The 23210-nt window shown below is 73.5% G+C and carries 25 protein-coding genes and 1 pseudogene; 4 read left to right on the top strand and 22 right to left on the bottom strand.

Going from position 1 to position 23210, the window contains the following annotated elements:
- Positions 1–54: 54 nt before the first annotated feature.
- Genes ACQEU6_RS03660 through ACQEU6_RS03645 form a run of 4 tightly spaced genes read right to left on the bottom strand, consistent with a single transcriptional unit; the run spans position 55 to position 3857 of the window.
- A complete protein-coding gene (locus ACQEU6_RS03660) occupies positions 55–558 on the bottom strand; it encodes an acyl-CoA dehydrogenase family protein (RefSeq protein ID WP_499340085.1) in 504 nt (167 codons plus the stop codon).
- Positions 522–1094 (bottom strand): hypothetical protein, encoded by a 573-nt coding sequence (locus ACQEU6_RS03655; RefSeq protein WP_499329158.1) that lies wholly within the window; start codon positions 1092–1094, stop codon positions 522–524. Before ACQEU6_RS03655 ends, ACQEU6_RS03660 begins: the two co-directional genes overlap by 37 nt.
- A gap of 12 nt (positions 1095–1106) precedes the next feature.
- Entirely contained in the window at positions 1107–2258 is a 1152-nt protein-coding gene (locus ACQEU6_RS03650; protein WP_499329157.1) for an acyl-CoA dehydrogenase family protein, read from the bottom strand.
- A 33-nt stretch (positions 2259–2291) separates the two neighbouring features.
- Positions 2292–3857 (bottom strand): AMP-binding protein, encoded by a 1566-nt coding sequence (locus ACQEU6_RS03645; RefSeq protein WP_499329156.1) that lies wholly within the window; start codon positions 3855–3857, stop codon positions 2292–2294.
- A gap of 130 nt (positions 3858–3987) precedes the next feature.
- On the opposite strand from ACQEU6_RS03645, the gene ACQEU6_RS03640 reads away from it, so the two are divergent.
- Complete coding sequence (locus ACQEU6_RS03640; RefSeq protein WP_499329155.1) at positions 3988–4905, top strand: MBL fold metallo-hydrolase; 918 nt, start codon at positions 3988–3990, stop codon at positions 4903–4905.
- On the opposite strand, the gene ACQEU6_RS03635 is transcribed toward ACQEU6_RS03640, so the two are convergent.
- The 12 genes from ACQEU6_RS03635 to ACQEU6_RS03580 are packed head-to-tail and all read right to left on the bottom strand — an operon-like array spanning position 4906 to position 17110.
- Entirely contained in the window at positions 4906–6462 is a 1557-nt protein-coding gene (locus ACQEU6_RS03635) for a class I adenylate-forming enzyme family protein (RefSeq protein WP_499329154.1), read from the bottom strand.
- A complete protein-coding gene (locus ACQEU6_RS03630; protein WP_499329153.1) occupies positions 6459–7982 on the bottom strand; it encodes a class I adenylate-forming enzyme family protein in 1524 nt (507 codons plus the stop codon). The genes ACQEU6_RS03635 and ACQEU6_RS03630 overlap by 4 nt, the downstream gene beginning before the upstream one ends.
- The gene (locus ACQEU6_RS03625) at positions 7982–8491 is read right to left on the bottom strand and encodes a VOC family protein (protein WP_499329152.1); all 510 of its coding nucleotides are present in this window, start codon (positions 8489–8491) and stop codon (positions 7982–7984) included. Before ACQEU6_RS03625 ends, ACQEU6_RS03630 begins: the two co-directional genes overlap by 1 nt.
- A gap of 10 nt (positions 8492–8501) precedes the next feature.
- Positions 8502–9416, bottom strand: a complete 915-nt coding sequence (locus ACQEU6_RS03620; protein WP_499329150.1) for an SDR family NAD(P)-dependent oxidoreductase — start codon at positions 9414–9416, stop codon at positions 8502–8504.
- The gene (locus tag ACQEU6_RS03615) at positions 9413–10597 is read right to left on the bottom strand and encodes an acetyl-CoA acetyltransferase (RefSeq protein ID WP_499329149.1); all 1185 of its coding nucleotides are present in this window, start codon (positions 10595–10597) and stop codon (positions 9413–9415) included. Before ACQEU6_RS03615 ends, ACQEU6_RS03620 begins: the two co-directional genes overlap by 4 nt.
- Positions 10594–11136, bottom strand: a complete 543-nt coding sequence (locus tag ACQEU6_RS03610; protein WP_499329147.1) for a Zn-ribbon domain-containing OB-fold protein — start codon at positions 11134–11136, stop codon at positions 10594–10596. The genes ACQEU6_RS03615 and ACQEU6_RS03610 overlap by 4 nt, the downstream gene beginning before the upstream one ends.
- Positions 11103–12014: a hypothetical protein gene (locus ACQEU6_RS03605; RefSeq protein ID WP_499329146.1), complete on the bottom strand. Its 912-nt coding sequence runs from the start codon at positions 12012–12014 to the stop codon at positions 11103–11105. Before ACQEU6_RS03605 ends, ACQEU6_RS03610 begins: the two co-directional genes overlap by 34 nt.
- Before the next feature lie 28 nt (positions 12015–12042).
- Positions 12043–12876, bottom strand: a complete 834-nt coding sequence (locus tag ACQEU6_RS03600; protein ID WP_499329144.1) for an ABC transporter ATP-binding protein — start codon at positions 12874–12876, stop codon at positions 12043–12045.
- Entirely contained in the window at positions 12873–13763 is an 891-nt protein-coding gene (locus tag ACQEU6_RS03595; RefSeq protein ID WP_499329143.1) for an ABC transporter permease, read from the bottom strand. Before ACQEU6_RS03595 ends, ACQEU6_RS03600 begins: the two co-directional genes overlap by 4 nt.
- 7 nt (positions 13764–13770) lie before the next feature.
- The gene (locus ACQEU6_RS03590) at positions 13771–14754 is read right to left on the bottom strand and encodes an ABC transporter permease (RefSeq protein ID WP_499329142.1); all 984 of its coding nucleotides are present in this window, start codon (positions 14752–14754) and stop codon (positions 13771–13773) included.
- Positions 14751–15593 (bottom strand): ABC transporter ATP-binding protein, encoded by an 843-nt coding sequence (locus ACQEU6_RS03585; RefSeq protein WP_499329141.1) that lies wholly within the window; start codon positions 15591–15593, stop codon positions 14751–14753. The genes ACQEU6_RS03590 and ACQEU6_RS03585 overlap by 4 nt, the downstream gene beginning before the upstream one ends.
- A gap of 2 nt (positions 15594–15595) precedes the next feature.
- The gene (locus ACQEU6_RS03580) at positions 15596–17110 is read right to left on the bottom strand and encodes an ABC transporter substrate-binding protein (RefSeq protein ID WP_499329140.1); all 1515 of its coding nucleotides are present in this window, start codon (positions 17108–17110) and stop codon (positions 15596–15598) included.
- Positions 17111–17317: 207 nt separating this feature from the next.
- Here ACQEU6_RS03580 and ACQEU6_RS03575 point away from each other — a divergent pair, with 207 nt between their 5' ends.
- The 3 genes from ACQEU6_RS03575 to ACQEU6_RS03565 are packed head-to-tail and all read left to right on the top strand — an operon-like array spanning position 17318 to position 19376.
- Entirely contained in the window at positions 17318–18049 is a 732-nt protein-coding gene (locus ACQEU6_RS03575) for an enoyl-CoA hydratase/isomerase family protein (protein WP_499329139.1), read from the top strand.
- On the top strand, positions 18046–18864 hold the full coding sequence (locus ACQEU6_RS03570; protein WP_499329138.1) for a VOC family protein: 819 nt from the start codon (positions 18046–18048) through the stop codon (positions 18862–18864). The genes ACQEU6_RS03575 and ACQEU6_RS03570 overlap by 4 nt, the downstream gene beginning before the upstream one ends.
- A complete protein-coding gene (locus tag ACQEU6_RS03565; RefSeq protein WP_499329137.1) occupies positions 18861–19376 on the top strand; it encodes a flavin reductase family protein in 516 nt (171 codons plus the stop codon). The genes ACQEU6_RS03570 and ACQEU6_RS03565 overlap by 4 nt, the downstream gene beginning before the upstream one ends.
- A gap of 105 nt (positions 19377–19481) precedes the next feature.
- Here ACQEU6_RS03565 and ACQEU6_RS03560 read toward each other — a convergent pair whose 3' ends face one another.
- The 6 genes and pseudogenes from ACQEU6_RS03560 to ACQEU6_RS03535 form a co-directional block, all read right to left on the bottom strand.
- The gene (locus tag ACQEU6_RS03560; protein WP_499329136.1) at positions 19482–20192 is read right to left on the bottom strand and encodes a TetR-type transcription factor C-terminal domain-containing protein; all 711 of its coding nucleotides are present in this window, start codon (positions 20190–20192) and stop codon (positions 19482–19484) included.
- Positions 20193–20212: 20 nt separating this feature from the next.
- A complete protein-coding gene (locus tag ACQEU6_RS03555; protein WP_499329135.1) occupies positions 20213–20716 on the bottom strand; it encodes a MaoC family dehydratase in 504 nt (167 codons plus the stop codon).
- 29 nt (positions 20717–20745) lie between these two features.
- Complete coding sequence (locus ACQEU6_RS03550) at positions 20746–21297, bottom strand: enoyl-CoA hydratase/isomerase family protein (protein ID WP_499340084.1); 552 nt, start codon at positions 21295–21297, stop codon at positions 20746–20748.
- Positions 21276–21470: pseudogene (locus ACQEU6_RS03545) on the bottom strand (enoyl-CoA hydratase-related protein); the annotation flags it as partial. The pseudogene ACQEU6_RS03545 and the gene ACQEU6_RS03550, both read right to left, overlap by 22 nt.
- A complete protein-coding gene (locus ACQEU6_RS03540; RefSeq protein ID WP_499329133.1) occupies positions 21467–22426 on the bottom strand; it encodes a zinc-binding dehydrogenase in 960 nt (319 codons plus the stop codon). The pseudogene ACQEU6_RS03545 and the gene ACQEU6_RS03540, both read right to left, overlap by 4 nt.
- A complete protein-coding gene (locus tag ACQEU6_RS03535) occupies positions 22423–23178 on the bottom strand; it encodes a nitroreductase family protein (RefSeq protein ID WP_499329132.1) in 756 nt (251 codons plus the stop codon). The genes ACQEU6_RS03540 and ACQEU6_RS03535 overlap by 4 nt, the downstream gene beginning before the upstream one ends.
- Positions 23179–23210 lie beyond the last annotated feature (32 nt).

Genomic DNA, 23210 nt, shown 5'->3' with positions numbered 1-23210 from the left:
AGTGCGGGGCCCGCCAAGGACCTCCAGCCGGGCGGATCCGTGTCGGCCCCGGCCCTAGGCCCCCCGGCGCCGCCGGACCTGCAGCGCGCCGACACGCCGCCGGTGCCACGAGCCCCTGCCGAGCCTCGCGTCGAGCACGTGCGCCCGCCGCAGGAACAGGTGCGGGTCCGCCTCCATCGTGATCCCCATGCCGCCGTGCACCTGGACGCACCGCTCGGCGGCGAACACCGCGGCCTTGCCCGCCGCCGCCTTCGCGGCATGGACGAGTCCCTCCGCCTCGGGCCGCCCCTTGTCGACGGCCCACGCGGCGTACAGGGTCAGGTCCCAGGCCGCCTTGCGGTACTTGACCGCGTCGGTGAGCTGGAACGCCACCCCCTGGAACGATCCGATGATCCGGCCGAACTGCTTGCGGGTCCGGGCGTACCCGGCCGCCAGCTCGATGGCCCCGGCGGCGACGCCGCACAGTTCGGCGGCGAGGACGAGCGCGGCGCGCCCCGCGCCGGCCCCGGCCGGGCCGGTGGTCAGCGGCGCGGTGAAGGCGACGTCGGACAGCGGCACGGACGGATCGAACGACTCGCGCGCGGTGATGCCCGCGGGAACGGCGAGCCACACGCCGTCGGCGCCGAGCGCCGCGAACCCGTCCGCCTGGGCCGCGTACGGCACCAGCGTGCGCACGCAGCCGTCCGCGGCGCCGTCCGCGCCCGGGGGCCGGCGGTGCCCCGGCCGGGCCATCCGGCCTCGCCGGGCACGTCGACCGCGGGCGAGAGGACCTTGCGGCCCTCGATCACGTCGTCGGGCAGCGCCCCGAGTCCGGAGGCCAACTGGACGGCCGCCGCGTGCGCCGGGAAGCGGCTCGGCACCAGATGCTCGCCCAGCACCTCGACCGCCACCAGCAGGTCGACGAGAGGCGAGCCTGCGCCGCCGGCCGGCTCGGGCACGCCGAGCAGCCCGAAGTCGGCCAGCAGGACGGCGTCGCACGCCGGCGGCGCCCATCCGCCCGCGAGCGCGTCGCGCGCGGTGGCCTTCTCCTCCTTGGCGATGGAGCGCAGGGACGCCTCGATGTCCCGCTGCACCTGGGTGAACGTCGCTTCCACTCCCCTACCCCCTCACCGTGAGCGGGGCAGGCTCAGCACCCGCTCCGCCAGGATCGACTTCTGCACTTCCTCGGTGCCGCCCTCGATGGTGTGGGCGCGCGAGCGGAGGTAGTGGCGCATGCGGGCCGCGGCGCCCTCGCCGTCGAGCAGCACGCCCCCGGCCCCGTCGATCTGCACGGCGAGGCGGTCGGCGTCCTGGACGACGCCGGCCCACAGGCTCTTCAGTGCCGAGGTCTCCGGTCCGGGCGCGCCGCCCGACCGGGTCTCCCCGACCATCCGCAGCGACCCGATGCGGACGGCCTCGGCGTCGCAGCGCAGGGCGCCGATCGCGTCGAGGAACGCCGAGTCGTCCGCGATCCCCCGCTCCAGGGCGAGGTCGGTGAGGCGGTCGACGGCCTGGCGCGCCCAGACCCACAGGTTGAGCGCCATGCTGCCGCGTTCGAACGCCAGGGTGGTCAGCGCGACCCGCCAGCCGTTCCCGACGCCGCCGAGGACGTCCTCGTCCGGGACGAACACGTCGTCCAGGAACATCTCGTTGAACTCGGTGTCACCGTTGATCATGACGAGCGACCGGACCTCGAACCTGTCCATCGGCGCGAGCAGGTAGCTGATGCCCTCGTGCTTGGGGGCGTCCGGGTCGGTGCGCGCCAGCAGCAGGCACCTGGTCGCGTTGTGCGCGTTGGACGTCCAGATCTTCGAGCCGCTGACCCGCCAGCCGCCGTCGACCCTGACCGCGGCGGTCTGCAGGCTCGCCAGGTCCGAGCCGGAGTCCGGCTCGCTGAACCCCTGGCACCAGTAGTCGGCGCCCCGGAGGATGCCGGGCAGGTGCCGGGCCTGCTGCGCGGGGGTGCCGTGCGCGATGATCGTCGGCCCGGCGAGCATCATGCCCACGCCGTTCAGCGGGTACGGGGCGCCGCGCAGCTCGGCCTCCTCGTTGAAGACGGCCTGCGCGACCGCGTCCAGGCCGCGCCCGCCGTGCTCGACCGGCCATGAGAGCCCCGCCCAGCCGGCCGCGCACATGCGCTCCTGGTAGACCCGCGACCAGTGGGTCCGCTCCCCCTCGGGCAGGTCCTCCTGGTCGGGGACGTCCTTGAGCGCCTCGTCGAGCCAGGCGCCGACCTCGCGCCGGAACGCCAGCTCGCCGGGGCCGTCATCGAAGTCCATGTTCACCTGCCATGTCGCGGTCGTTCGGGGCCGTCACGCGGAGACCTCCTCGGTGTCCGCCAGGCGCGCCTTGTAGAGCTTGCCGTTCGGGTCGCGCGGCAGCGCCGCGTGGACGACGTAGTCCTTGGGGAGCTTGGGCTTGGCGAGGCGGCCGGCGAGGTCGTCGCGGATCGCCGCCACGGCGGCGGCGGGGCCGGGGGCCGCGCCGTCGAGGACGACGTGCGCGACCGGCACCTCCCCGTAGTCGGGGTCCGGGACCCCGACGACGCCCGCGTCCGCGACCCACGCGTGCGCGAGCAGGGCGCCCTCGATCTCCGCCGGGTAGACGTTCACGCCGCCGACCAGGATGAGCTCCGCAGCCCGGCCGGTGATGTAGAGGAAGCCGTCCTCGTCCACGTGGCCGACGTCCCAGACGGTCATCAGGCCGCCGCGGCGCGAGCCGCCGGTCTTGCCGGGGTCGTTGTGGTACTCGACCCGGTCCTCGCCCTGGCGCATGTAGACGATGCCGGTCCGCCCGACCGGGACCTCCTCGCCGTCGTCGTCGAGGATCTTCAACGTCGAGATGGACGCCGGGCGGCCGACGGTTCCGGGGTGGGCGAGCCACTCGTGCGGCCGCGCGATCGTCGTGCCGACCTCGGTCGAGCCGTAGTACTCGTAGACCACCGGGCCGAACCAGTCCAGGATGCGGTGCTTGACCTCGACCGGGCACGGCGCGGCCCCGTGCAGCACGTACCGCAGGGACGAGACGTCGTAGCGGGCGCGGGCCTCCTCCGGGAGCCGCAGCAGCCTGTTGAAGTGCGTGGGCACCATGCTCGTGCCGGTGACCCGGTGCTTCTGGACGCGTTCGAGGAAGCCCTCCGGGGTCCAGCCGTCCATCAGGACGAGGGTGCCGCCCCAGTTCAGCGCGCCGATCGCGGGCGTGATGTTGGCGGAGTGGTACATCGGGGCCGAGACGAGCCAGGCGGCGAAGGCCTCCCTTTGCATGCCGAACTCGTCGAAAAGCCACACGTACGCGAGGGAGCCCTGGTCGGCGCTGATTCCGCTGAGCGGGCGCCGGACGCCCTTCGGCCGGCCGGTGGTGCCGGACGTGTACATCATGAGCGACCCGTTCGGGGTCCTCTCCGGGTCGGTCGACGGCATGCCCCGGGTCAGCTCGGCGAGCGGGCGCGCCCGCCTCCCGCCGTCGCCGCCCCCGGCGCCACCGGCGCCGTCGACGAAGACCTCGACGCCGGGCCCGGCGGCGGCGAGCACCGTGTCCACGGCGCGGGCCGAGCAGAGCACGACCTCGGCCCCGCTGTCCTCGATGATGTAGGCGATCTCCGGCGGGGTCAGGTGGTAGTTGATCGTCACGAGGTAGAGGCCCGACTGCATCGCGGCCAGGTAGGCGGCGGCCAGCGCGGCGCTGTTGCCCATGACCACGGCGACCGTGTCGCCCTCGTTCACGCCGCGGGCGCGCAGGCCGTGGCAGAGCCGGTTCACCTCGGCGAACAACTCGCCGTAGGTGACGCGCTCGTCGTCGGCCGTGATGATCGCGCACAGGTCGGGGTCGGAGACGGCCCACAGCCGGAAGCCGACCTGCTCCTGTGTCTCCTGGGTCATCTCGCTCCCTTGAACTACATTCCGACCATTCGGTATCTTTATCGCAGAGTAGAGGGGATCACCCGCCATGTCCACACCTGTCGGCGGACAACATGCCGCCGCGTACCGAGCCCGTGAAGTTCCTGGTCCGATGCGGGTCACGGACGGCGTCTGGGCCGTTCCGGTGCCCCTGCACGGCAGCCCGCTGCGGTCGGTCACGGTCTTCCTCGTCGAGACGTCCGAGGGCCTCGTCCTCGTCGACGCCGGCTACGACCACCCCTCGTGCTGGGAGTCGTTCACCGCGTCCCTCGCCGAGATCGGCCACGAACTGGACGCCGTCCGCCTCGTGCTGCTCACCCACAACCACCCCGACCACACCGGCTTCGCCGGCCGGGTCCGGGAGGAGACCGGCGCCAGGGTCGTCATGCAGCTCGCCGACGACTTCGCCCACCAGCGGCGCGTGCGCGGCGGCGGCTTCCTCGTCCAGCTGCGCCGGGCCCTGGAGCAGACCGGCGCGCCGGACGGCGTGATCGAGCAGATGTACTCCGCCGCGGTCGGGGTCGCCCGGCACGCCGAGGACCTGGAGCTCGACGAGGCCCCCGGCGGCGCCCGCGAGCACGTCCTCGGCGACGTCACGATCCTCGGCGTCCCCACCCCCGGCCACACCTACGGGCACGCCGTGTACGTCGACACGACCCGCGGCGTGGTGTTCACCGGCGACACGATGATGGCCGAGGGCCCGACCCAGCTCGCGATCCCCTGCCTCCCGCAGGACGACCCCGCCGGGGACCTGCTGCGCTCGCTGGACCTCATCGCGGCCCTGGACGCCCGGATCGCCTGCCCGGCGCACCAGTTCCCCTACCGGGGCATCGCCGCGCGGGCCCGGGAGCTGAAGGCCCACCACCGGGCCGAGCTCGACACCGTGGCGGAACTGCTGCGGACCCACCGCACCGCGTGGGAGATCGTCCCGCACCTGACCTGGGCCAGGCCGTGGGACCGCCTCGGCACGGGCGGCAAGCGCTTCGCCCTGGTTCATACGCTGTCGCTCATCCGCGGCGCCACCCGCTGATCAATCGCCGGAGTCGCGCTCGGCATAGGCCCAGTCCGGGGTCAGGCGCGGCCGGAGCTCGCGCAGCGTGCGCTTGAGGACCTTGCCGGACGGGTTGGTGGGGAGTTCCTCGACGACGTAGACCTCCTTGGGCACCTTGAACCTGCCGAGCCGCTCGCGCGCGTGGGCGATGAGGTCGCCGGGCTCCAGCCCCGGCCTGCCGACCACGAAGGCGACCGGGACCTCGACCCACGTGGGGTGCGGGACGCCGACCACCGAGGCCGCGAGCACCAGCGGATGGTCGGCCAGCACGTTCTCGATCTCGGCGCTCGACATGTTCTCGCCGCCGCTACGGATCATGTCCTTCAGCCGGTCCCGGATGTAGAGGTAGCCGTCCTCGTCGAAGCAGCCCACGTCGCCGGTGTGGAACCAGCCCCCGCGGAACGCCTCGGCGGTGGCCTCGGGGTCGTCGAGGTACCCCGGGCTGACCTTGGGGCCGCGCGCGACCACCTCGCCGCTCTCCCCCGCCGCGACGTCCTCGCCCCTGGCGTCCACGACCCTGACGTCCACCCAGGGCACCGGCAGGCCCACCGAGCCCTGCTTGCTCTCCATGTGGGCCTCGTCCAGGTAGGTGAGGCCGCTGCAGGTCTCCGTCAGGCCGTAGCCCTCGATGAGGCGCGCGTTCGGGAACAGCTCCCGCGCGACCGTGAACAGCGCCGACGTCACCTGCGAGAAGATCAGCCAGCGCACGCTGGACAGGTCGGCGGCGGTCGTGTCCGCCGCCCGGCGGATCATGTCCAGCATGGTCGCCGCGACGACCATGCCGGTGATGCCCTCGGCCTCGATCGTGCGCAGGATCCCGGCGGGCTCGAAGCGCCGGTGCACGACCATGCGGCCGCCGACGTGCCAGATCGCGTACCCGGGCAGGTCGGTCCCGCCCACGTGGTAGAGCGGCGCGAAGTTGAGGATCCGGTCGGCGGGGCGCAGCCCCAGCTCGACGATCTGGGCGTGCAGGTTGGCGTTGACATTGCCGTGGGTCAGCATCACGCCCTTGGGCAGGCTCGTCGTCCCGGACGTGTAGACGACGCGCTGCAGCGCGCCGTCGTCCAGTACGGCGTCGGGAACCCGCTCGCCCCGGTGCGCCTCGATGAGCGCGCGCAGGTCCGCCCAGGAGCCGTCGACGGGCTCCAGCGCGAGCCGGCGGACGTCCGCGAGCCCGGCGAGGGCGTCCGCCGTCGGCTCCGCGAACTCGGGGACCGTCGCGACCGCCGCGACCCCGGCGCGGTCCATCAGGCGTGCGAGCTCGCCCGGGGCCAGCCGGTAGTTCAGGGGCACGCACACCGCGCCGCGCTTCGCCAGCGCCAGCGCCAGGATCAGGAACTCCGGGACGTTGTTGGCGACGACCGCGATCCGGGTGCCGTGCCGGGCGCCCTCCGCCGCGAGCCCCGCCGCGAGCGCGTTCACGTCGGCGTCGAGGTCGCGGTACGTCCAGCGCCGGTCCTCGAAGACCAGCGCGTCCTCGCCGGCGAAGCGGACGGCGTTGACGCCGAGCATCCGGGCGAGGTTCGCCGTGCTCATGTCGCCTTCTCCTGTTCGCGCAGCGTCTTCTTCAGGACCTTGCCCGAGTCGTTGCGCGGCAGGGACTCCACGATCTCGACGTGCTTGGGGACCTTGTACTTGGCGAGGTTGTCCAGGCAGTGCTCGCGGATGTCCTCGGGCCCGGCCGCGGACGAGTCGCGGAGGATCACGAAGGCCTTGGGGACCTCGTCCCACCGCTCGTCCGGCACGCCGATGACCGCGACCTCGGCGACCTCCGGATGCTGGGCGATGACCCGCTCGACCTCCGCTCCGGCGATGTTCTCGCCGCCCGACTTGATGAGGTCGGTCCGGCGGTCGACGAACCAGAGGTAGCCGTCCTCGTCCATCCGGCCGACGTCGCCGGTCAGGAACCAGCCGTCCCGCCGGGTGCGCTCGTTGGCCTCGTCGTCGTTCCAGTAGCCGGGCGAGATCTTGTCCCCGCGGACGATGATCTCGCCCTCGACGCCGCGCGGCGCCTCCCGGAAGTCCTCGTCCACGATGCGGATGTGCACGCCCGGGAACGGGGCGCCCAGCGCGCCCATCTTGGACTCCTCGTGGGCCGCGTCCATGTAGCAGACGCCGTTGCACAGCTCGGTCATGCCGAACGTGTCGACGGTCCGCACGTGCGGCAGGAGGCCCTTGACCCGGCGCCGGACGCTCGGCGCCACGCCCGCGAAGAGCAGGTAGCGCAGCGCGCCGAGATCGGGTCGCGGGTCCAGGTCCATGATCCCGAACAGGATCTGGGCGGCCAGGACCATGCCGGTGACGCGCTCGCCCTCCGCGATGCGGGCGATGTCCTCGGCCTTGAAGGTCGGCGTCAGGACCATCGTGCCGCCGGCGGCGAAGACCGCCAGGCCGGGCGCCTCCAGCCCGCTCACGTGGAACAGCGGGGCGGAGACGAGGATCCGGTCGTCCTGCGTGAGCTCCAGTTCGAGGATCTGCGCCCGGTGGTTGGCGACCAGGTTGCCGCACGTGTGGACGACGCCCTTGGGGCGGGCGGTGGTGCCGGAGGTGTAGAGGAGCCGGTGGACGTCGTCCGGGCCCTTCTCCGCGTCGGCGACCCGGACGCCCGCCGGCTGCGCGGCGAGCAGTTCGCCGAGCGGCCGGGCGCCCGGGATCGTGTCCCGCCCGTTGGCGACGACGACCCGCGGGCCGGTCCGCGCCGCGAGGTGGGCGGCGTCGTCCCTGAAGTCGTCGTCGTAGAGCAGGCACGTGATGCCGGCCTGGGCGACGACGTACTCCTGCTCGCTCGGGTGCAGGCGCCAGTTGAGCGGCACGGCGATCGCGCCGAGCCGGCTGAGGGCGAGCAGCTCGATGACGTAGGTGGCGGTGTTGCGGCCGAGCACGCCGACGAGGTCGGCCGCCGTGACGCCCGCGCCGAGCAGCGCGGCGGCGTGCCGGTCGACGTCGGCGTCGAGCTCGGCGTAGGTCCAGCGCCGGCCGTCGCCGACCAGCGCCTCCCGGTCCGCGCAGCGCAGCGCCTGGACGCGCAGCGTCTCGCTGAAGTTGCTCGTCGCCATCAGCGGGCGGCCTCCCCTCGGCCCTCGCCCGCGCGGAAGGCCCGGATCTCCTCCCCGCTGGGCAGGCTGACGAACTCCAGCAGGTTGCCGTCCAGGTCGCGCGCGGCGAACGCGGTGATGTGGCCGTAGTTCTCCAGGAGCACCCGCTGGGGCGTCCCCAGGCACTCGGCCCCGAGGCCGGAGATCCGCTGGTGGACCTCCTCGATCTCGTCGTGCGGAACCTGGAAGCTCAGCAGGAAGGTGCCCAGCTCCAGGTGCCCCGCGGTCGCGGTGCGCCGCTTCGTGCCGTTCCACTCGATGAGTTCGAGCTGGCCGATCCGGGACGGGCCCTGCATGTACTGGACCTTGCCGGTGGTGCCCTCGGGGAGCCCCAGCGACTGCTCGATCCCGGGGCCGCCGACGTCGGAGCGCAGCGTCCTCCTGTACCCGAGGGCGTTCTCGTAGAAGTCGGCGGCGCGTTCGACGTCGGAGACGGTCATCGCCACGTGGTGGACTTCGCTGACGGGCATGCTCGTTCTCCTAAGCGCCGAGGACCTTCTGGATGAGCGCGACCTCGTCCTGGCCGCTCCGGGGGACGATGTGGTCGTCGAGCGAGGTGATCTCACCGATCGCGCCGAGCACGTCGTCGGGCGACGCCGGCTCCGGGCCCGAGTACCAGCCCGGGGTCACGCCGAGGAAGACGCGCCCGACCCGGCCGCCCCCGACCGTGAGGATGTGCCGGTCGAGCTCGCACTGCTCGGACGCGAGGTAGGTCGCGACCGCCGCGACGTGCCGCGGGTCGAACCGCTCGGCCATCTCGCCCAGCAGCCCCTCGGTCATGCGCGTGGCCGCGGTCGGCGACACGGCGTTGACGCGGATCCCGTAGCGGGCCCCCTCCAGCGACAGCACGTTCATCAGGCCGACGAGGCCCGCCTTGGCGGCGGCGTAGCTGGCCTGGCCGAACGTGCCGAGCAGCCCGGACGAGGACGTCGTGAGCACGATCCGGCCGTACCTCTGCTCGGCCATGAGCCTCCAGGCCGGGCGCAGCACGTTGAACGCGCCGCCGAGGTGCACGTCGAGCACGGCGGTGACGTCGTCGTCGGCCATCTTCCCGAACGTGCGGTCCCGCAGGATCCCCGCGTTGTGGATGACCGAGTCGACCCGGCCGAACGCGTCGAGCGCCTTCTGGACGAGGGCGGCGCCGCCCTCGGCGGTCGCGACGGAGTCGGCGGAGGCGGCGGCGAGCCCGCCGAGGTCGACGATCTCCCGCGCGACCCGCTCGGCCGCGCCGGAGGAGCCCGAGCCGTCGACCGCGCCGCCGAGATCGTTGACGACCACCCGCGCCCCGCGCCGGGCCAGCGCGAAGGCGTGCGCCCGGCCGATGCCGTGGCCGGCGCCGGTGACGATCACGACCCGGCCGTCGAGGTCGACGCGCCCCGCCCGCTCCCCCGTCACAGCTCACTCCCCAGTACGGCGACGAACGCGACCGAGGAACCGGGCTGCCCGCCCAGGTTCTGCGCCACGGCGAGCCTCGCGCCGGGCACCTGCCGTTCACCCGCGTCGCCGCGGAGCTGGGTGAAGCACTCGAACATCATGCGCAGGCCGGTGGCGCCGATCGGGTGGCCGAACGACTTCAGGCCGCCGTCGGTGTTGACCGGCAGCGCGCCGTCGAGGTCGTAGCGGCCGTCGAGGACGTCGCGCCAGGCCTTGCCGCGCTCGGAGAACCCGAGGTCCTCCATCAGCACGACCTCGGTCGGGGTGAAGCAGTCGTGCACCTCGGCGAGCGAGATCTGCGTCGCCGGGTCGGTCACGCCCGCCTGCTCGTACGCCTGCGCCGCGGCGGTGACGACCTCGGGGAACGTGGTGAAGTCGTACCCGGTGGAGGCGAGCCCGGCGCCGGACCCGGCGACGAAGCTCATGCCCTTCAGGTACACCGGCCTGTCGGTGTACCTGTGCGCGTCCTCGGCCCGGACGACGACGGCCGCGGCCGCCCCGTCGGAGACGCCCGAGCAGTCCATGACGCCGAGCGTGCCCGCGACGCGCGGCGACCGCTCCACGGTCTCCGCCGTGACGGCCTTCCGGAACTGGGCCCGCTCGTTGAGGGCTCCGTTCGCGTGGTTCTTGACCGCGACGTGGGTCAGCGCGCTGCGCATGTCGCGGTCGCCCACGCCGTGGGCGGCCTGGTAGGCGGGGCCGAGCAGCGAGAATCCGGCCGGCGCCGTCCAGTCGACGTCGGTCCCGTCGGCGGGGGGAAGCACCGCGGACAGGCCCGACTGCGAGCTGTCCTTGAGCTTCTCGACGCCGGTGGCCATGACGACGTCGTACGCGCCGGACGCGACGCCGAAGACGGCGTTGCGGAACGACTCCGACCCGGTCGCGCAGTAGTTCTCGACCCGGGTCACCGGCTTGCCGGCCAGGCGCAGCGGCCGGGCCAGGACCTGCCCCGACATGCCCGTCGCCTGGGTGCCGACCCAGAACGCGTCGACGTCCTCCAGCGCCAGGCCCGGCAGCGACGCCATGCACTCGCCGACGGCGTCGACGAGGAGGTCGTCGGCCGAGGAGTCCCAGTGGTCGCGGAACGGCGTGCAGCCCATCGCCACGATGGCGACGTCGTGGGCCAATCGGTTGGTCGTCATCGGTCGTGGCCCTCCACCTCGGTCGTGGCCCCCCACGGTCGGAGTTTCCAGAAGTAGTTGTGGATCGCGTCGGTGGTCCACAGGCGGCGGAACACGGGCCGCATCCGCATTCCCACGTGCACGTCCCCCGCCGCGACGTCGGCCGTGTAGGCGCTGAGCCGGCCGCCGCCCCCGCCGGCGCCGGCGTCGAAGTCCGCGACGACGACCGCGACCTGCGACTCCGGCATGGTCGTCAGGTGGTCCTGGGTGACCGAGACGACGGTGGCGACCCGGTCGCGCAGCGAGACCTTGCCCGGGGCTCCCGCGCTCCCGGCGACGCCGCAGGAGGCGCACACCCGGCCGGGCGGCGTGGTGACGCCGCCGCAGGCGTCGCACAGACCGCCTTCGAGCCGGTACTTCCAGCCGGCCCTGCGGCGCATCGGCGGCGCGGCCGGGGACGGCGCGGCCGGACGGGCCGGGCCCTGGACGTCCAGCAGCCCGCGCCAGCGCAGGTAGCGGCCGTAGGTCAGGTCCTCGCGCCGGGCGAGCTGGTCGCGCACCGAGCGGCCGCCGCGCGCGGACCTGACGCCCGCGCCGGCCCGGAGGACGAACGCGTCCGCTCCCTCGGCCGCCGAGAGCAGCAGGACGGTCTGGCCCGGCCGGGCCTCGTCGAGCGCCGCGGCCAGCAGGAGGCCGGGGTGCGCGGCGCCGGTGTAGCCGGTGAGCCGTTCGATCTCGGCGTCCGCGCCGGAGCCGCCGAGCGCCCTGCGGAGCGCGGCCGCGGCGCGGGGGTTGGAGGACGCGACGGCGACGTGGTCGACGGCGTCCAGGCCCGCGTCGGCCAAGGCGTGCCCGGCGGCCTCCTCCCCGCGGCGGCCAGGATCCCGGCGGTGAACCGCTCGTCCCAGACGTGGTCGTGCCGCTCGCCGGGGAGCCGCCAGCGGTCCAGCACCTCGACGGTCCGGCCCGCCCGCGACAGCAGGACGGCCGCCGCGTCGCCGGCGGTGAACGCGGCGGCCGCGTCGCCCTGCGCGAGCTCGTCCGGCGCGCCCGCCCGTGTCGTGCGGACGTCGGCGAGCGCGGCGGCGGCCCCGGCGCGCAGCACCAGGTCGAGCGCGGTCGCGCCCGCCCGGTGGCCGCGCAGGTCGGCCGCGGCCACGCCCGCGTCCAGGCCGAGCGCCTCGTGCGCGATCCCCGCCGCGGTCTTGCCGTCGTAGGGCGCGCTCGTCGTCGCGAGGAGCAGTTGCCGTCCCGGCGGCGTGCCGTCGGCGATCTCCCGTAGCGCCTCGACCGCCATCGTCACGCTGTCCTCGTCGAACGCGGCCACGCTGCGCGCCGGTCCCCCGGCGCGCGGTTCGGCGCCGTCGAGACCGCTGCTCCTCAACGCGTACGCGGGCAGGTACGCCGCGTAGGCGCCGATGCCGTTCTGCTCGGCCATGGGTGGGTCGTGCCTCCTCAGGTCCAGGTCAGGTCCACGTCGGGATGGCGGCGAGCAGGCGCTGGGTGTAGTCCTGCCGGGGCCGTTCGAGGACCTCCGCGGCGGGGCCCTGCTCGACCACGCGGCCGCCGTTCATGACCGCGATGCGGTCGCACAGGTCGCTGGCCAGCATCAGGTCGTGGGTGACGAACAGCAGGCCGATGCCGAGCTCGTCGACGAGGGTCCTGAACAGTTCGACCACCTTGGTCTGGGTGGTCACGTCGAGCGCGGTGGTGCACTCGTCGGCGATGACCATCGCCGGGCGGGTGACCACCGCCAGGCCGATCGCCACCCGCTGGCGCAGACCGCCGGACAGCTGGTGCGGGTAGCTGTCGAGGATCCGCGCGGCGTCGGCGATGCGCATCTGCTCCAGCACCTCGACCGAGCGGCGGCCGACCTCGTCCCTGGTGATGCCCTTGACGTGCCGCCGCAACACCTCGGCCAGGTGCGCCCGCACCTTCATCAGCGGGTTGAGCGAACGGGCCGCGTCCTGGAAGACCATGCCGACGGCGGTGCCGCGGACCCGGCCGGTGCGGTCGACGCCCGGCGCGACGATCTCCTGCCCGGCCAGGGAGATCGAGCCGCCCTCGACGCCGACGTTCTTCTCCAGGAGCCCGACGACGGCCCGGGCCAGCATGGTCTTGCCGGAGCCGGACTCGCCGACCACCCCGACGATCTCGCCGCGCCCGATCTGCAGGTCGACGTCCTCCAGCAGGCTCAGGCCGCCGTCGCCGACCCGGGCCGTGATCGACAGCCCCGAGACGCTCAGCAGCTCCCGCGCCGGCCGGTCGCCGGTCGCCTGTTCCTTCGTCGGCCGGGTCATCGGCGCCGCTTTCGTGGGTCGTGGTGGGTGAGCAGGGCGTCGCCCAGGAGGTTCACCAGCAGCACCAGCACGGTGATGGCGAGCCCGGGGAAGAAGGCGATCCACCACGCCTGGCTCAGCTCGTCCTGGCCGGACGCGAGCATCGAGCCCCAGCTGGACCGCGGCGGGACGACGCCGAGGCCGAGGAAGCTGAGGGCGCTCTCGACGAGGATCGCCGTGCCGACCTGGAGCGTGCCGAGGGCGACGATCGTGCCGGCGAGATTGGGCAGGACGTGGCGGAACACGATCCGGGCCTCCGAGGCGCCGACCGCGCGCAGGCCGAGCACGAACTGGCGCTCCCGGACGGCCATGGTCGCCGACCGGGTCACCCGGGCGCAGGCCGCCCATCCGGTGAGCGCCAGGACGAGGAACATGACCGGCAGCGAGCCGCCGCGGTTGGAGATGATCGCCAGCGCGATGAGGATGAACGGCAGCGCGAGCTGGGCGTCGATCAGGATCGAGATCATCTTGTCGGCCCAGCCGCGGAAGTACCCGGCGACGAGGCCGATCAGGACCCCGGGCCCGATCGCGACCAGCGCGCCGACCAGCCCGATCATGATCGTCAGCCGGCCGCTGTCGACCAGCTGCGTGACGATGTCCTGGCCCCGCTTGTCGGTGCCGAGCGGATGGTCCCAGGCGCCGCCGTCCAGGAACGCCGGCGGCAGCCGCGTCTTCGACAGGTTCTGCCCGGCCTCCGGCAGCAGGCCGGTGAGCGGCAGGAGGAAGACGATCGCCGCGATCGCCACCAGCGGCACGGACAGCCAGAACACCGAGGTGCGGGAGCGCCGGGCCCTGCGCGCTCCGGAAGGGCCGCCCTTCCTGACGGGCTGGAGTTCGATCTGGCTCATCGCGGTGTCACCTCACCCTCGGGTCGACGACGGAGTGCACGACATCGGCGATCAGGTTCAGGCAGACGAAGACCACGGCGCCGAACACCACGATGGCCTGGACCAGCGGGAAGTCGCGGAACTGGACCGCCTGCAGGGCGAGCTGCCCGAGGCCGGGCCACGAGTAGACGTACTCGATCGCGACGGCGCCCGAGAGCAGGATGCCGGTCTGCAGGACGACGATGGTCAGCACGGGCATCAGCGCGTTCTTGAACGCGTGCCGCCAGACGACGCGCGCCCGGCCGATCCCGCGCGCCCGGGCCGAGTCGATGAACGGCTCGCCGAGCGCCTCGCTCATGGACGCCCTCGTCAGCCGCGCGATGTGCGCCATCGGATACAGCGACATCGTCAGCGCGGGGAGGACGAGGTGCTTCGGCGTCCCGGACTGGCCGGCCGGCAGCCAGCCGAGCTTCACGGCGAAGAGGACGACGAGCATCATGCCGAGCCAGAAGACCGGCACGGACTGGCCGAGCAGCGCGACCGTCGACGCCGCCCGGTCCCACCAGGTGCCCTCGCGGGTCGCCGCGAGCACGCCCAGCGGGACGCCGACGAGGACGGCCAGGGCCATGCCGCCGGCGACCAGCTGCAGGGTGTACGGCACCCGATCGAAGATCATCGTGGTGTTGGACTGGTAGAACTGCAGCGACTGGCCGAGGTCGCCGGTGAACACGCCCTTGATGTAGTCGAGGTACTGGACCGGCAGCGGCCGGTCCAGGCCGAGCTGCTGCCGCAGCGCCTCGCGCTGCTCGGGCGGCGCGGTCGGGCCGAGGATGTTGGCGGTGGGGTCGCCGGAGAGGCGGCCGAGGGCGAAGGCCATCGTCAGGGCGACGAACAGCGAGGCGAGGAGCGTCCCGACGCGGGCCGCGGCCCGCCGGACGCGGCCCGCGGCCATCGACGGCGCCTTCTTCACGGCCGGCGCCTCGGCCGGTCCGCTGACGGACGGGGCGTTCATCGTCGAGCCCTCCATCGTGCTCCGGGCATCGCGGCGAGGAGTTCGCGCGTGTACCCGTCGGCGGGATCGGTGAAGACGGTCTCGCAGGGGCCGGACTCCACGACCCGCCCGCGCCGCATGACGTGGACGGAGTCGCAGACCGACCGGACGACCGCCAGGTCGTGGCTGATCATGAGCAGGGCGGCTCCCGTGGTCTCGCGCACCTCGCGGAGGAGCTCCAGCACGTCGGCCTGGACGGAGACGTCGAGGCCGGACGTGGGCTCGTCGGCGACGATGAACCGGGGGCGGGTCAGCAGGGCGCGCGCGATGCACACCCGCTGCGCCTGTCCCCCGCTGAGCTGGTGCGGGTACCGGTCGAGCAGGTCCGGGGAGAGCCGGACGCGCTCCAGCAGTGCGGCGTCGTCGATCCAGGAGGTGCGCTCGCGCTGCAGCCCGCGCAGCTCCTTGAGGCCGGAGCGCACGGACTGCCGCGAGTCGAGCGACCCGTGCGGGTCCTGGAACACGATCTGGACCTCCCGGCGCAGCTCCCGGAGCCGGCGCCGGCCGAGCCCGGCCAGCGCATGCCCCAGGAGCCGCACGTCGCCCTCGCCGCGGGGCCCGAGCCTCGTGACGGCCATCGCGAGCGTGGTCTTGCCGGACCCGGACTCCCCGACCACGGCGGTGCTCTCACCGGGCGCGATGCGCAGGGAGACCCCGTCGACGGCCCGGAAGACCTCCCCCGTGGCGCGGTCGCGGTGCTCGACGACGAGCCCGTCGACGACCAGCACCGGCGCGGCCGGCGGAGTGCGGAGGTCCCCGACGCCGCCGGCGGAGGCGCCCTTCCCCAGCGTCCCGGCCATCGTCAGCGGGCCGCCTTCGTGAAGTCGACGCTGTTCAGCGGCCCGTACACGATGCCGTTCACGCCGGAACCGAGGCCGTAGTTGTAGATCTGCTTGTAGAGCGGGACGAAGCAGTGCTTCTGGACGACGGCGGTGTTGTCGAGCTCGTCGTAGACGGGCTGGGCCGCCGCGCCGTCCTTCTTCGCCAGCGCCTCGCCGATCTTCTTGTCGATCCCCGGGTCCGGGCAGTTGCCGGTGATCGAGCCCGTCTTCAGGTAGCCGCTGGCGAAGAAGTCGGGCACCGCGACGTTGGGGACGGCGCCGAGCATGTACATCCCGTCGATCTGGCGTCCGACGACCTGCTTGACCAGCGTGCCGTAGTCGACGGGCAGGTACTTCACCTTGAACCCCGCCTGCTCGAGGCTCGCGCCGACGGCCTGCGCGACCTCCTTCATGTTGGTGTACTGCGCGGCCGGGTAGGTGAGGTTGACCGACGGGGCCGACGAGCCGACGAGCTGCTTGGCGCGGGCCGGGTCGGCGTCCACCTTGCTCTTCGGCTGCGTCCCGGGCTTGACGTTGAGCAGGCCGCCGTCGGCGACGGCCTTGCCGTCGAAGATGCCCTTGACGATCTCGTCCCGGTTGATGGCGAGCGCGGCGGCCTCCCGCAGGGCGGGGTCGTCGAACGGCGGCTTGCCGGACTCCAGCACCGCCGTGATCTTCAGGGCGCTCTCGGTGCTGACGACCTTGAGCCCGGCGTCCTCGGCCTGCCCGGCCTGGGCGGGCGGCAGGTCGAACGCGACGTCGACGCTCTTGCTCTGCAGCAGCGCCAGCCGCTGGGACGCCTCGGTGGCCCAGGTGAAGCTCACCCCCTGGTTGGAGGGTTTCCGCCCCCAGTAGTTCGGGTTCGGCCTCACCGTGATCTCGCGCCCCGGCTTCAGTCCCCCGAACACGTACGGCCCGGTGCCGACGGGTGCGGCGGAGAAGCCCGCCGACCCCTTGTCCTTGTAGTACTTCGGCGGCACGAGGTACACGGTGGTGAGCAGGTTCGGCACGTCGTACTGCGGACGCTTGGTCGTCACCTCGACGGTGGTGGCGTCCGGGGCCTCGATGGAGGCGACGTTGGTGAAGTAGGTCTTCAGCAGCGAGGTGTCGGCGTCGCGCGTGAGCTCCAGCGTGTCGGCCACGGCGGCGGCGTCGGCCGCCTCGCCGTTGCTGAACTTGACGCCGGGGCGCAGGGTGAACGTCCACCTGGTGTCGGACGTGCGCTTCCAGTCGGTGATGAGGCCGGTGCGGGCAGGCTCCAGGTCGGTGTCGGTGGTGACCAGCGGCTCGATCATCGTCGCCCAGACGACCTGCGCCGAGCGCGCGCCCGCGATCGGATCGAGCGTGGCCGGCTGGGCGTTGAGCAGGGCCCTGATCGTGGAGGGGTTCGCCGAGCCCGTGCCCGGGTCTCCTCCACAGCCGGCGACCCCGATCGCCGCCGCCGCGGCGACGGCGACGGCCGCCGCTCGCCGGGGGCTCAAGCCGTTCTTGATCATTTGGAACCTCCACAGCGTCGGGCCGGCAACGGCGCCGGACTGACGGCTCTCGGGTGTCACTCCGAGCCGGCCCGTGACGGTCGTCACAAAGTACCGACCAGCCGGTATCAAGTCAATGGGGTGATAGCAGGTCAGCTCGGAAGACAAGCCCCCAGAACTCGCCGCACGGGGGCTTACTTCATACCGACCGGCATGTATGATCTGCCCATGTCGATCTCAGTGGCGTACGAGCACGCGGGGCGCGTCGCGAGGCTCACCTACGACAACTCCGCGCGGGGCAACTGCTTCGACGACCCGCTGCTGCGCGAGCTCGTCGAGGCCATGGAGCACGCCGCCGGCGAGCCCGGCCGCGCCGTGCTCCGGCTGGAGATGGCCGGACGGCATTTCTGCGGCGGATGGGACACCGCGTCGTTCGCGGGACTCGCCGAAGAGTCCGAGGCGGCCGTGGCCGAGCGGCTGCGCGCGTGCGACGCGCTGCTGGACCGGATCAGGCGCCTTCCGGTGCCGGTGGTGGCCGGCGTCCGCGGCCGGGTCATCGGGTTCGGCGTCGGGCTGCTCGGCGCCCTGCACCTTCCCGTGGTCGCCGCGGACGCCCGCGTGTCGCTTCCCGAGGTGCGGTTCGGCTTCGCGCCCGCCGGCGTCGGGCACATGGTCGCCCAGGCGCTGCCGCGCGCGCGGGCGCACGGGCTGCTCTGCGGGCTCACGGCGGCGACCGGGCAGGAGCTCCTCGCGTGGGGCCTGGCCGTTCGGCTGGCCGAGGCCGCCGCGCTCGACGCGGCCGTCGACGGCGTGGTCGAGGAGCTGCTGGCGGCGCCGGGGGACGCCCTGCGGGGGGTCGTCGAGATCGTCGAGTCCAGCCTGCGCACCGGCCGTCCCGACCGCGCCTACGAGATCTCCGCGCGCACCATCGTCAACGGCGGCAGGGGAGGCGAGTCGTGACCGACCAGGTGTTCCGGCCGGGAGAAGCGGTCTGGGTCGAACTGTGCACGACCGAGCCGGAGGCGGCCGGGGAGTTCTACGGCGCGCTCCTCGGCTGGTCGGTGCGGCAGGAGAAGCTCGGCAGCTCCACGTACCGGATGTGCGGCGTCGACGGCCGCGACGTCGCCGGGATCTCCGACGGGGGCCTGCACGGCGGGCGGCCGCGCGGCTGGCTCACCTACTTCGCCGTCGACGACATCGGCGCGGCGGCGGACGAGGCCGCGGCCCTCGGCGGCGAGCTCGTGACGGCCCCCCGGTACCTGCCGGCCGCCGGGACGGGGGCGACGGTGATCGACCCGTTCGGCGCAGCGTTCGGCCTCTACCAGGGCGAGGCCCGCGCGGGCGTCCAGCTGGTCAACCTGCCCGGGGCGCTGTGCTGGAACGAGCTGGACACGGGCGAGCCCCAGAGGTCGGTGGCCTACTACCAGGCGCTGTTCCACTACGGCACCGAGTCGCGCAGCGACACCCCGACCGGGCGGCCCTACACCGTCCTGACCCTCGGCGACGTCCCGGTGGCGGGCGTGCTGGAGATGGACAACGAGTGGCCCAACCTGGTGCCGTCGAAGTGGGTCACCTACTTCAGCGTCGCCTCGCTCGACGAGGCGGTCGCCCGGGCCGCAGAACTCGGCGGCACCCCGACCGTCGGGCCGGTCGACGGACCGCACGGTCCGCTTCATCTGGTGAAGGACCCGGGAGGGCACACGGTGTGCCTGATCCAGCTCGAAGACGGCCTGCGCCCCGACTACGTCTCCTCTCCCCCGGCGGTGACCCGATGATGACCGAACCGTTGTTCGACTCCGCCCAGTTCCGCCGCGTGTGCGGCCATTTCCCCACCGGCGTGACGGCGGTGACCGCCACGACCGCCGACGGAAGGGTGGCGGCGCTGACGGTCAACTCGTTCACCTCGGTGTCGCTCGCCCCGGCGAAGGTGCTGTTCTGCCTGGCGGACTCGTCGTCGAGCTTCCCGACGCTGATGGACGCCGAGCGCATCGCGATCCACATCCTGAGCCAGGACCAGGAGGACGTCGCCCGGCGGTTCGCGACCTCGGGTTTCACGGGCAGGGAGAGGCTGGACGGCGTCGGGTGGACGCCCGGCCCGGACGGCGTGCCCCTGCTGCCCGAGACCCCGGCCATCCTCGCCGGGCGCCCCGGCGAGATCATCACCAGCGGCGACCACGTGATCATCCTGGTGGCGGTGGACCACGTCCACCTGAAGCCGTCCGCCCTGCCGGCCCTGTCGTTCTACCAGGGCCGGTTCACCACGCCGGCGGTCGCGGCGTCCGAGTGAGGCCGCCGGACGCGCCCGGCCGGTCGTCGCCCGGCCGGGGGTGCGTCAGCGGAAGGGGGGCGCGGGCCGAACGGAGGCGGGCGGAGGCGGGCGGGGCGGGCGGGCTCAGTCCGTCAGCAGCCCCATGAGGATCAGCTCGCAGAACTGGTCCGCCACCTCGTCGATGCCGAGACTGCCCTCGGGGTTGAACCACTGGAACGCCGAGGCGCACATGCCGAAGATGCCGAAGGTGATGATGCGGTCGCTCATCTCCCGGCGGAACGCGCCCGCGTCGATGCCGCGCTGCACGGCCTCACGGAAGATGGTCTCCAGCGTGTCGCGCTTCTCGGTGACCGCCGCGAGCCGGTCGCCGCTGAGATGCCGCCGCTCCTGGTAGAAGATCGCGACGTGCGCGCGGTAGGCGGCGACGCCGGCCAGGCTGAGGCCGATGAGGGCGCGCAGCTGCTCCACGGGGTCGGCGTCCCGCTCGACGATCGCCCGGGCCGACTCGATCTGGGTGTCGAGGTAGTCGTTCTGGATCTTCCAGAGCAGGTCTTCCTTGTTCTTGAAGTGGTGGTAGAACGCGCCCTTGGTGAGGTTGGCGCGGTCGACGATCTGCTTGAGCGTGGTGCGGTCGAACCCCTCCTGCTCGAAGAGGTGGAGGGCGCTGTCGACGAGCTCACCGCGGGTCCGCGCCGGATCGTAGCCCTCGGACCAGCGCCAGCCGGGGCCGGCGGTCCGCGAGGCCGGGGCCTCCGGCTCCGCGGCGCCCGGGCCCCCGTCCTCCTTCCCCCCGGCGGGGGCCTGCTCGCCGGCGACTGCGGCTTCGTCTGCCATCGCGCTTCTCGTGCTCCCGGTCATGGGTGGTAGCGGAACAGGATCTCCGCCACGCAGCAGGTCGTGCCGTCATCCGCGAACTCCACGACCACCGACGCCTTGGCCTGGACCCCGTCGGCGCCGCCGTCACCGGAGCGGACGCGCCGGGCCTCGGTCAGCGTGGCGACCCCCTGGATCTCGGTGCCGGGCGGCAGCGGCCTGACGAACCGCACCCGGTCGAGGCCGTAGTTGACGCCCATCGAGAACTCGTCGATCGTCAGGATGTCCTCTAGCAGCCGGGGAACGAGCGCGAGCGTGAGGAAACCGTGGACGATCGTACCGCCGAACGGGCCGGTCTTGGCCCGCTCCACGTCGACGTGGATCCACTGGTGATCGCCGGTCAGGTCGGCGAACCGGTCGACCTCGTCCTGGGCGACCACCCGGGGCTCGCTGGCGCCGAGTTCCCGTCCGACCAGGTCGAGCAGCTCGTACGGCTCGCGGAGGGCGGTGCGCTGGGGCGTCCGCATGATCGAGTCCCACTCCATTCCGACTGGTCGTAATGTAATTCTACGCCTCAGCGGGTTCGCCGGGCGATCTGATCGTCGATGTGCGCGTCGAGCGTGTCGGCCTCGCGCGTCCAGGCCCGTTCGTCGTCGGGCGGCCGCGCGACCTTCAGCATCCGGGTGACCGCGGCGCCGTCGAGAGCCTCGATGGACCGCGCGACCTCCGCCACCCGGGCGTCGAGCCGGTCGTCGTCGGCCACCTCGGCGACGAGGCCGCGCCGCGCCGCCTCGTCGGCGGACCAGCTCGCCCCCGTGATCAGGAGCCGCCGCGCGAGGGCCGGGCCCACGGCGGCGGGGAGCATGACGCTGGACCCCCAGCCGGGGACCTGGCCGACCGCCACGTGACGGTCGCCGATGCGCGCGCCGCGTGCGGCGATGGCGATGTCGCAGGCGAGGAGGAGTTCGAGCCCGCCCCCGTAGGCGGCGCCGTTGACGGCCGCGATGGTGGGCCTCTCCACCGAGCGCAGGCGCCGTACGAGGTCGCGCCCGCGTCGGAGGAACGCCTTGAGCGCGGGCGGTCGGCCAGCAGGCTCGTGCCCTCGGTGAGATCGGCGCCCGCGCAGAAGCTCCGGCCCGTGCCGGTGAGGACGAGGACGCGGACCCCCGGCTCCCCCGCGCGGCCGAGCCAGTCCTCCAGGCCCGCCATGACCTCCGAGCCGCACGCGTTGCCGGCCTCGGGGCGGTCGATCCAGGCCCACAGCGCCGGCCCGCGGCGCTCGACGTCGACGGGGCTCATCGGACGGCCACGCAGAGCTTGCCGAACGCGCTCCCGTCGAGCATGCGCCGCGCCGCCGCGCGGACGTCGCCGAGCGGCACCGTGCTGTCGACGGCGGGCCGGATCCGGTGCCGGCCGACGAAGGCGGCCATCTCGGCGAACTCCTCCGGGGTCCCCATGGTCGAGCCGTGGACGGTGATCTCACGGGCGAACAGCCGGGCCAGGTTCAGCCGCGCCGTGAAGCCGGTCGACGCGCCGCACACGACGATCGCGCCGCCCGCCTTCGCCGACGCCACCGAGTGCTCGAAGGTGGCCGAGCCGACGGACTCGACGACGGCGTCCACGAGCTCGGGCACCCGCTCGCCGGTCGGCAGCGCGGCGTCCGCCCCCGCCTCCAGCGCCCGCCGGCGCTTGCCCGCCGTGCGCGAGGTGACGATCACCGACGCCCCGGCCGCCTTGGCGAGCGCGATGACCGCGGTGGAGACCCCGCCGCCGGCCCCCTGGACGAGAACGGTCTGCCCGGCCCGGAGCCGCGCCTTGGTGAACACCATCCGGTAGGCGGTGAGCCAGGCGGTGGGGAGGCACGCGGCCTCCTCCCACGCCAGGTGCGCGGGCTTGGGCACCATGCCGCCGGCGGGCACCGCCGCCTGCTCGGCCAGCAGCCCGTGGCCGCGGTCGCTGAGCAGGACGCTGTGCGGAACGGCCTTCCCCGTGGCGCTCCCCGGCAGCACGGGATAGATCAGCACCTCCCGCCCCTCGCAGACGCCGGCCCCGTCGCTGCCGATGACGCCGGGGCCGCCGCCGTCCGGCAGCGGGGCCACACCGCGGAGCATCCAGATGTCGTGCATGTTGAGCGCGCCGGCATGGACGTCGACGCGGGACCAGCCCTCGGGCGCCTCCGGAGCGTCCAGCTCCCCGACCGTGAGGGCGCCGACCGGGTCGTCGGCCGACGGCGCGGTGAGGTAGGCGGCTCTCATTCGGCACCATTCCCGATGAACTGGTCGAACGGCTTGTCGTCGTACGGAAGGGCCTGCCCCCACCGGTCGAGGTAGGCGACCTCGTTCACGGGCCTGCGCGCCGCGGGCCTGAACTCGGTGCCGTCGGTGTAGGCGACCGGGAGCAGGGTGATCTGGACGGCGTCGTCCGGGATCCCGAGGATCTCCGCCGCCCTCCGGGCGTGGTGCAGGTGCAGGGTGGTGATCACGGTGCCGAGTCCCCGCGCGCGCAGGGCCAGGTTGAACTGCCAGACCGCCGGATAGATCGACCCGTAGAGCGCGGACGCCGTCCCCGGGGCGCCCGTCGCGGGGTCGGGGCGCGTGGCGCACGGGATGACCAGGAACGGCGCCCGCCCGATGGTCCGGGCGAGGTGGTCGGCCCCGCGCAGGATGCGCGCGGTCCGCTCGCCGATCCGGCCGTCCGCGCCCACCCCGCCGAGCCGGCCTTCGACCACGCGGCCGCCTGCGCCCTCGGCGCCCTGCAGCGGTCTGAGGACGTACTCCTCGTACGCGGCGAGGTAGAGCTCTCCGAGCGCGGCCTTGCGCCCGGGGTCGCTGACCACGACCCAGCGCCAGTCCTCCGCGGCCCCGCCGGTGGGCGCCTGGAGCGCCAGTTGGAGGCACTCCCCGACGACCTCGACCGGCACCGGCCGGTCGAGGTCGAGCCGCAGCCGGACCGCCCGCGTGGTCGTGAGGACGTGGTTCAGGTCGGTGAACGGCGGCACTCCGCTCATACGAAGGCCCCTTCCCACTCGCGGTTTTCATA

Source organism: Spirillospora sp. CA-108201 (assembly GCF_050936235.1).
In the GTDB taxonomy this organism is placed as follows: Bacteria; Actinomycetota; Actinomycetes; order Streptosporangiales; family Streptosporangiaceae; genus Spirillospora.
This window is presented reverse-complemented; position numbering and strand designations above follow the sequence as displayed.

What these genes read in the sequence shown, in the direction of transcription:
- ACQEU6_RS03580 (WP_499329140.1), bottom strand. Translation starts at nt 17,110, where the DNA reads ATGATCAAGAACGGCTTGAGCCCCCGGCGAGCGGCGGCCGTCGCCGTC.
- ACQEU6_RS03615 (WP_499329149.1), bottom strand. Translation starts at nt 10,597, where the DNA reads ATGACGACCAACCGATTGGCCCACGACGTCGCCATCGTGGCGATGGGC.
- ACQEU6_RS03585 (WP_499329141.1), bottom strand. Translation starts at nt 15,593, where the DNA reads ATGGCCGGGACGCTGGGGAAGGGCGCCTCCGCCGGCGGCGTCGGGGAC.
- ACQEU6_RS03555 (WP_499329135.1), bottom strand. Translation starts at nt 20,716, where the DNA reads ATGGAGTGGGACTCGATCATGCGGACGCCCCAGCGCACCGCCCTCCGC.
- ACQEU6_RS03645 (WP_499329156.1), bottom strand. Translation starts at nt 3,857, where the DNA reads ATGACCCAGGAGACACAGGAGCAGGTCGGCTTCCGGCTGTGGGCCGTC.
- ACQEU6_RS03575 (WP_499329139.1), top strand. Translation starts at nt 17,318, where the DNA reads ATGTCGATCTCAGTGGCGTACGAGCACGCGGGGCGCGTCGCGAGGCTC.
- ACQEU6_RS03600 (WP_499329144.1), bottom strand. Translation starts at nt 12,876, where the DNA reads ATGACCCGGCCGACGAAGGAACAGGCGACCGGCGACCGGCCGGCGCGG.
- ACQEU6_RS03630 (WP_499329153.1), bottom strand. Translation starts at nt 7,982, where the DNA reads ATGGCGACGAGCAACTTCAGCGAGACGCTGCGCGTCCAGGCGCTGCGC.
- ACQEU6_RS03650 (WP_499329157.1), bottom strand. Translation starts at nt 2,258, where the DNA reads ATGGACTTCGATGACGGCCCCGGCGAGCTGGCGTTCCGGCGCGAGGTC.
- ACQEU6_RS03565 (WP_499329137.1), top strand. Translation starts at nt 18,861, where the DNA reads ATGATGACCGAACCGTTGTTCGACTCCGCCCAGTTCCGCCGCGTGTGC.
- ACQEU6_RS03535 (WP_499329132.1), bottom strand. Translation starts at nt 23,178, where the DNA reads ATGAGCGGAGTGCCGCCGTTCACCGACCTGAACCACGTCCTCACGACC.
- ACQEU6_RS03640 (WP_499329155.1), top strand. Translation starts at nt 3,988, where the DNA reads ATGCGGGTCACGGACGGCGTCTGGGCCGTTCCGGTGCCCCTGCACGGC.
- ACQEU6_RS03595 (WP_499329143.1), bottom strand. Translation starts at nt 13,763, where the DNA reads ATGAGCCAGATCGAACTCCAGCCCGTCAGGAAGGGCGGCCCTTCCGGA.
- ACQEU6_RS03540 (WP_499329133.1), bottom strand. Translation starts at nt 22,426, where the DNA reads ATGAGAGCCGCCTACCTCACCGCGCCGTCGGCCGACGACCCGGTCGGC.
- ACQEU6_RS03635 (WP_499329154.1), bottom strand. Translation starts at nt 6,462, where the DNA reads ATGAGCACGGCGAACCTCGCCCGGATGCTCGGCGTCAACGCCGTCCGC.
- ACQEU6_RS03625 (WP_499329152.1), bottom strand. Translation starts at nt 8,491, where the DNA reads ATGCCCGTCAGCGAAGTCCACCACGTGGCGATGACCGTCTCCGACGTC.
- ACQEU6_RS03560 (WP_499329136.1), bottom strand. Translation starts at nt 20,192, where the DNA reads ATGGCAGACGAAGCCGCAGTCGCCGGCGAGCAGGCCCCCGCCGGGGGG.
- ACQEU6_RS03590 (WP_499329142.1), bottom strand. Translation starts at nt 14,754, where the DNA reads ATGAACGCCCCGTCCGTCAGCGGACCGGCCGAGGCGCCGGCCGTGAAG.
- ACQEU6_RS03605 (WP_499329146.1), bottom strand. Translation starts at nt 12,014, where the DNA reads ATGGCCGAGCAGAACGGCATCGGCGCCTACGCGGCGTACCTGCCCGCG.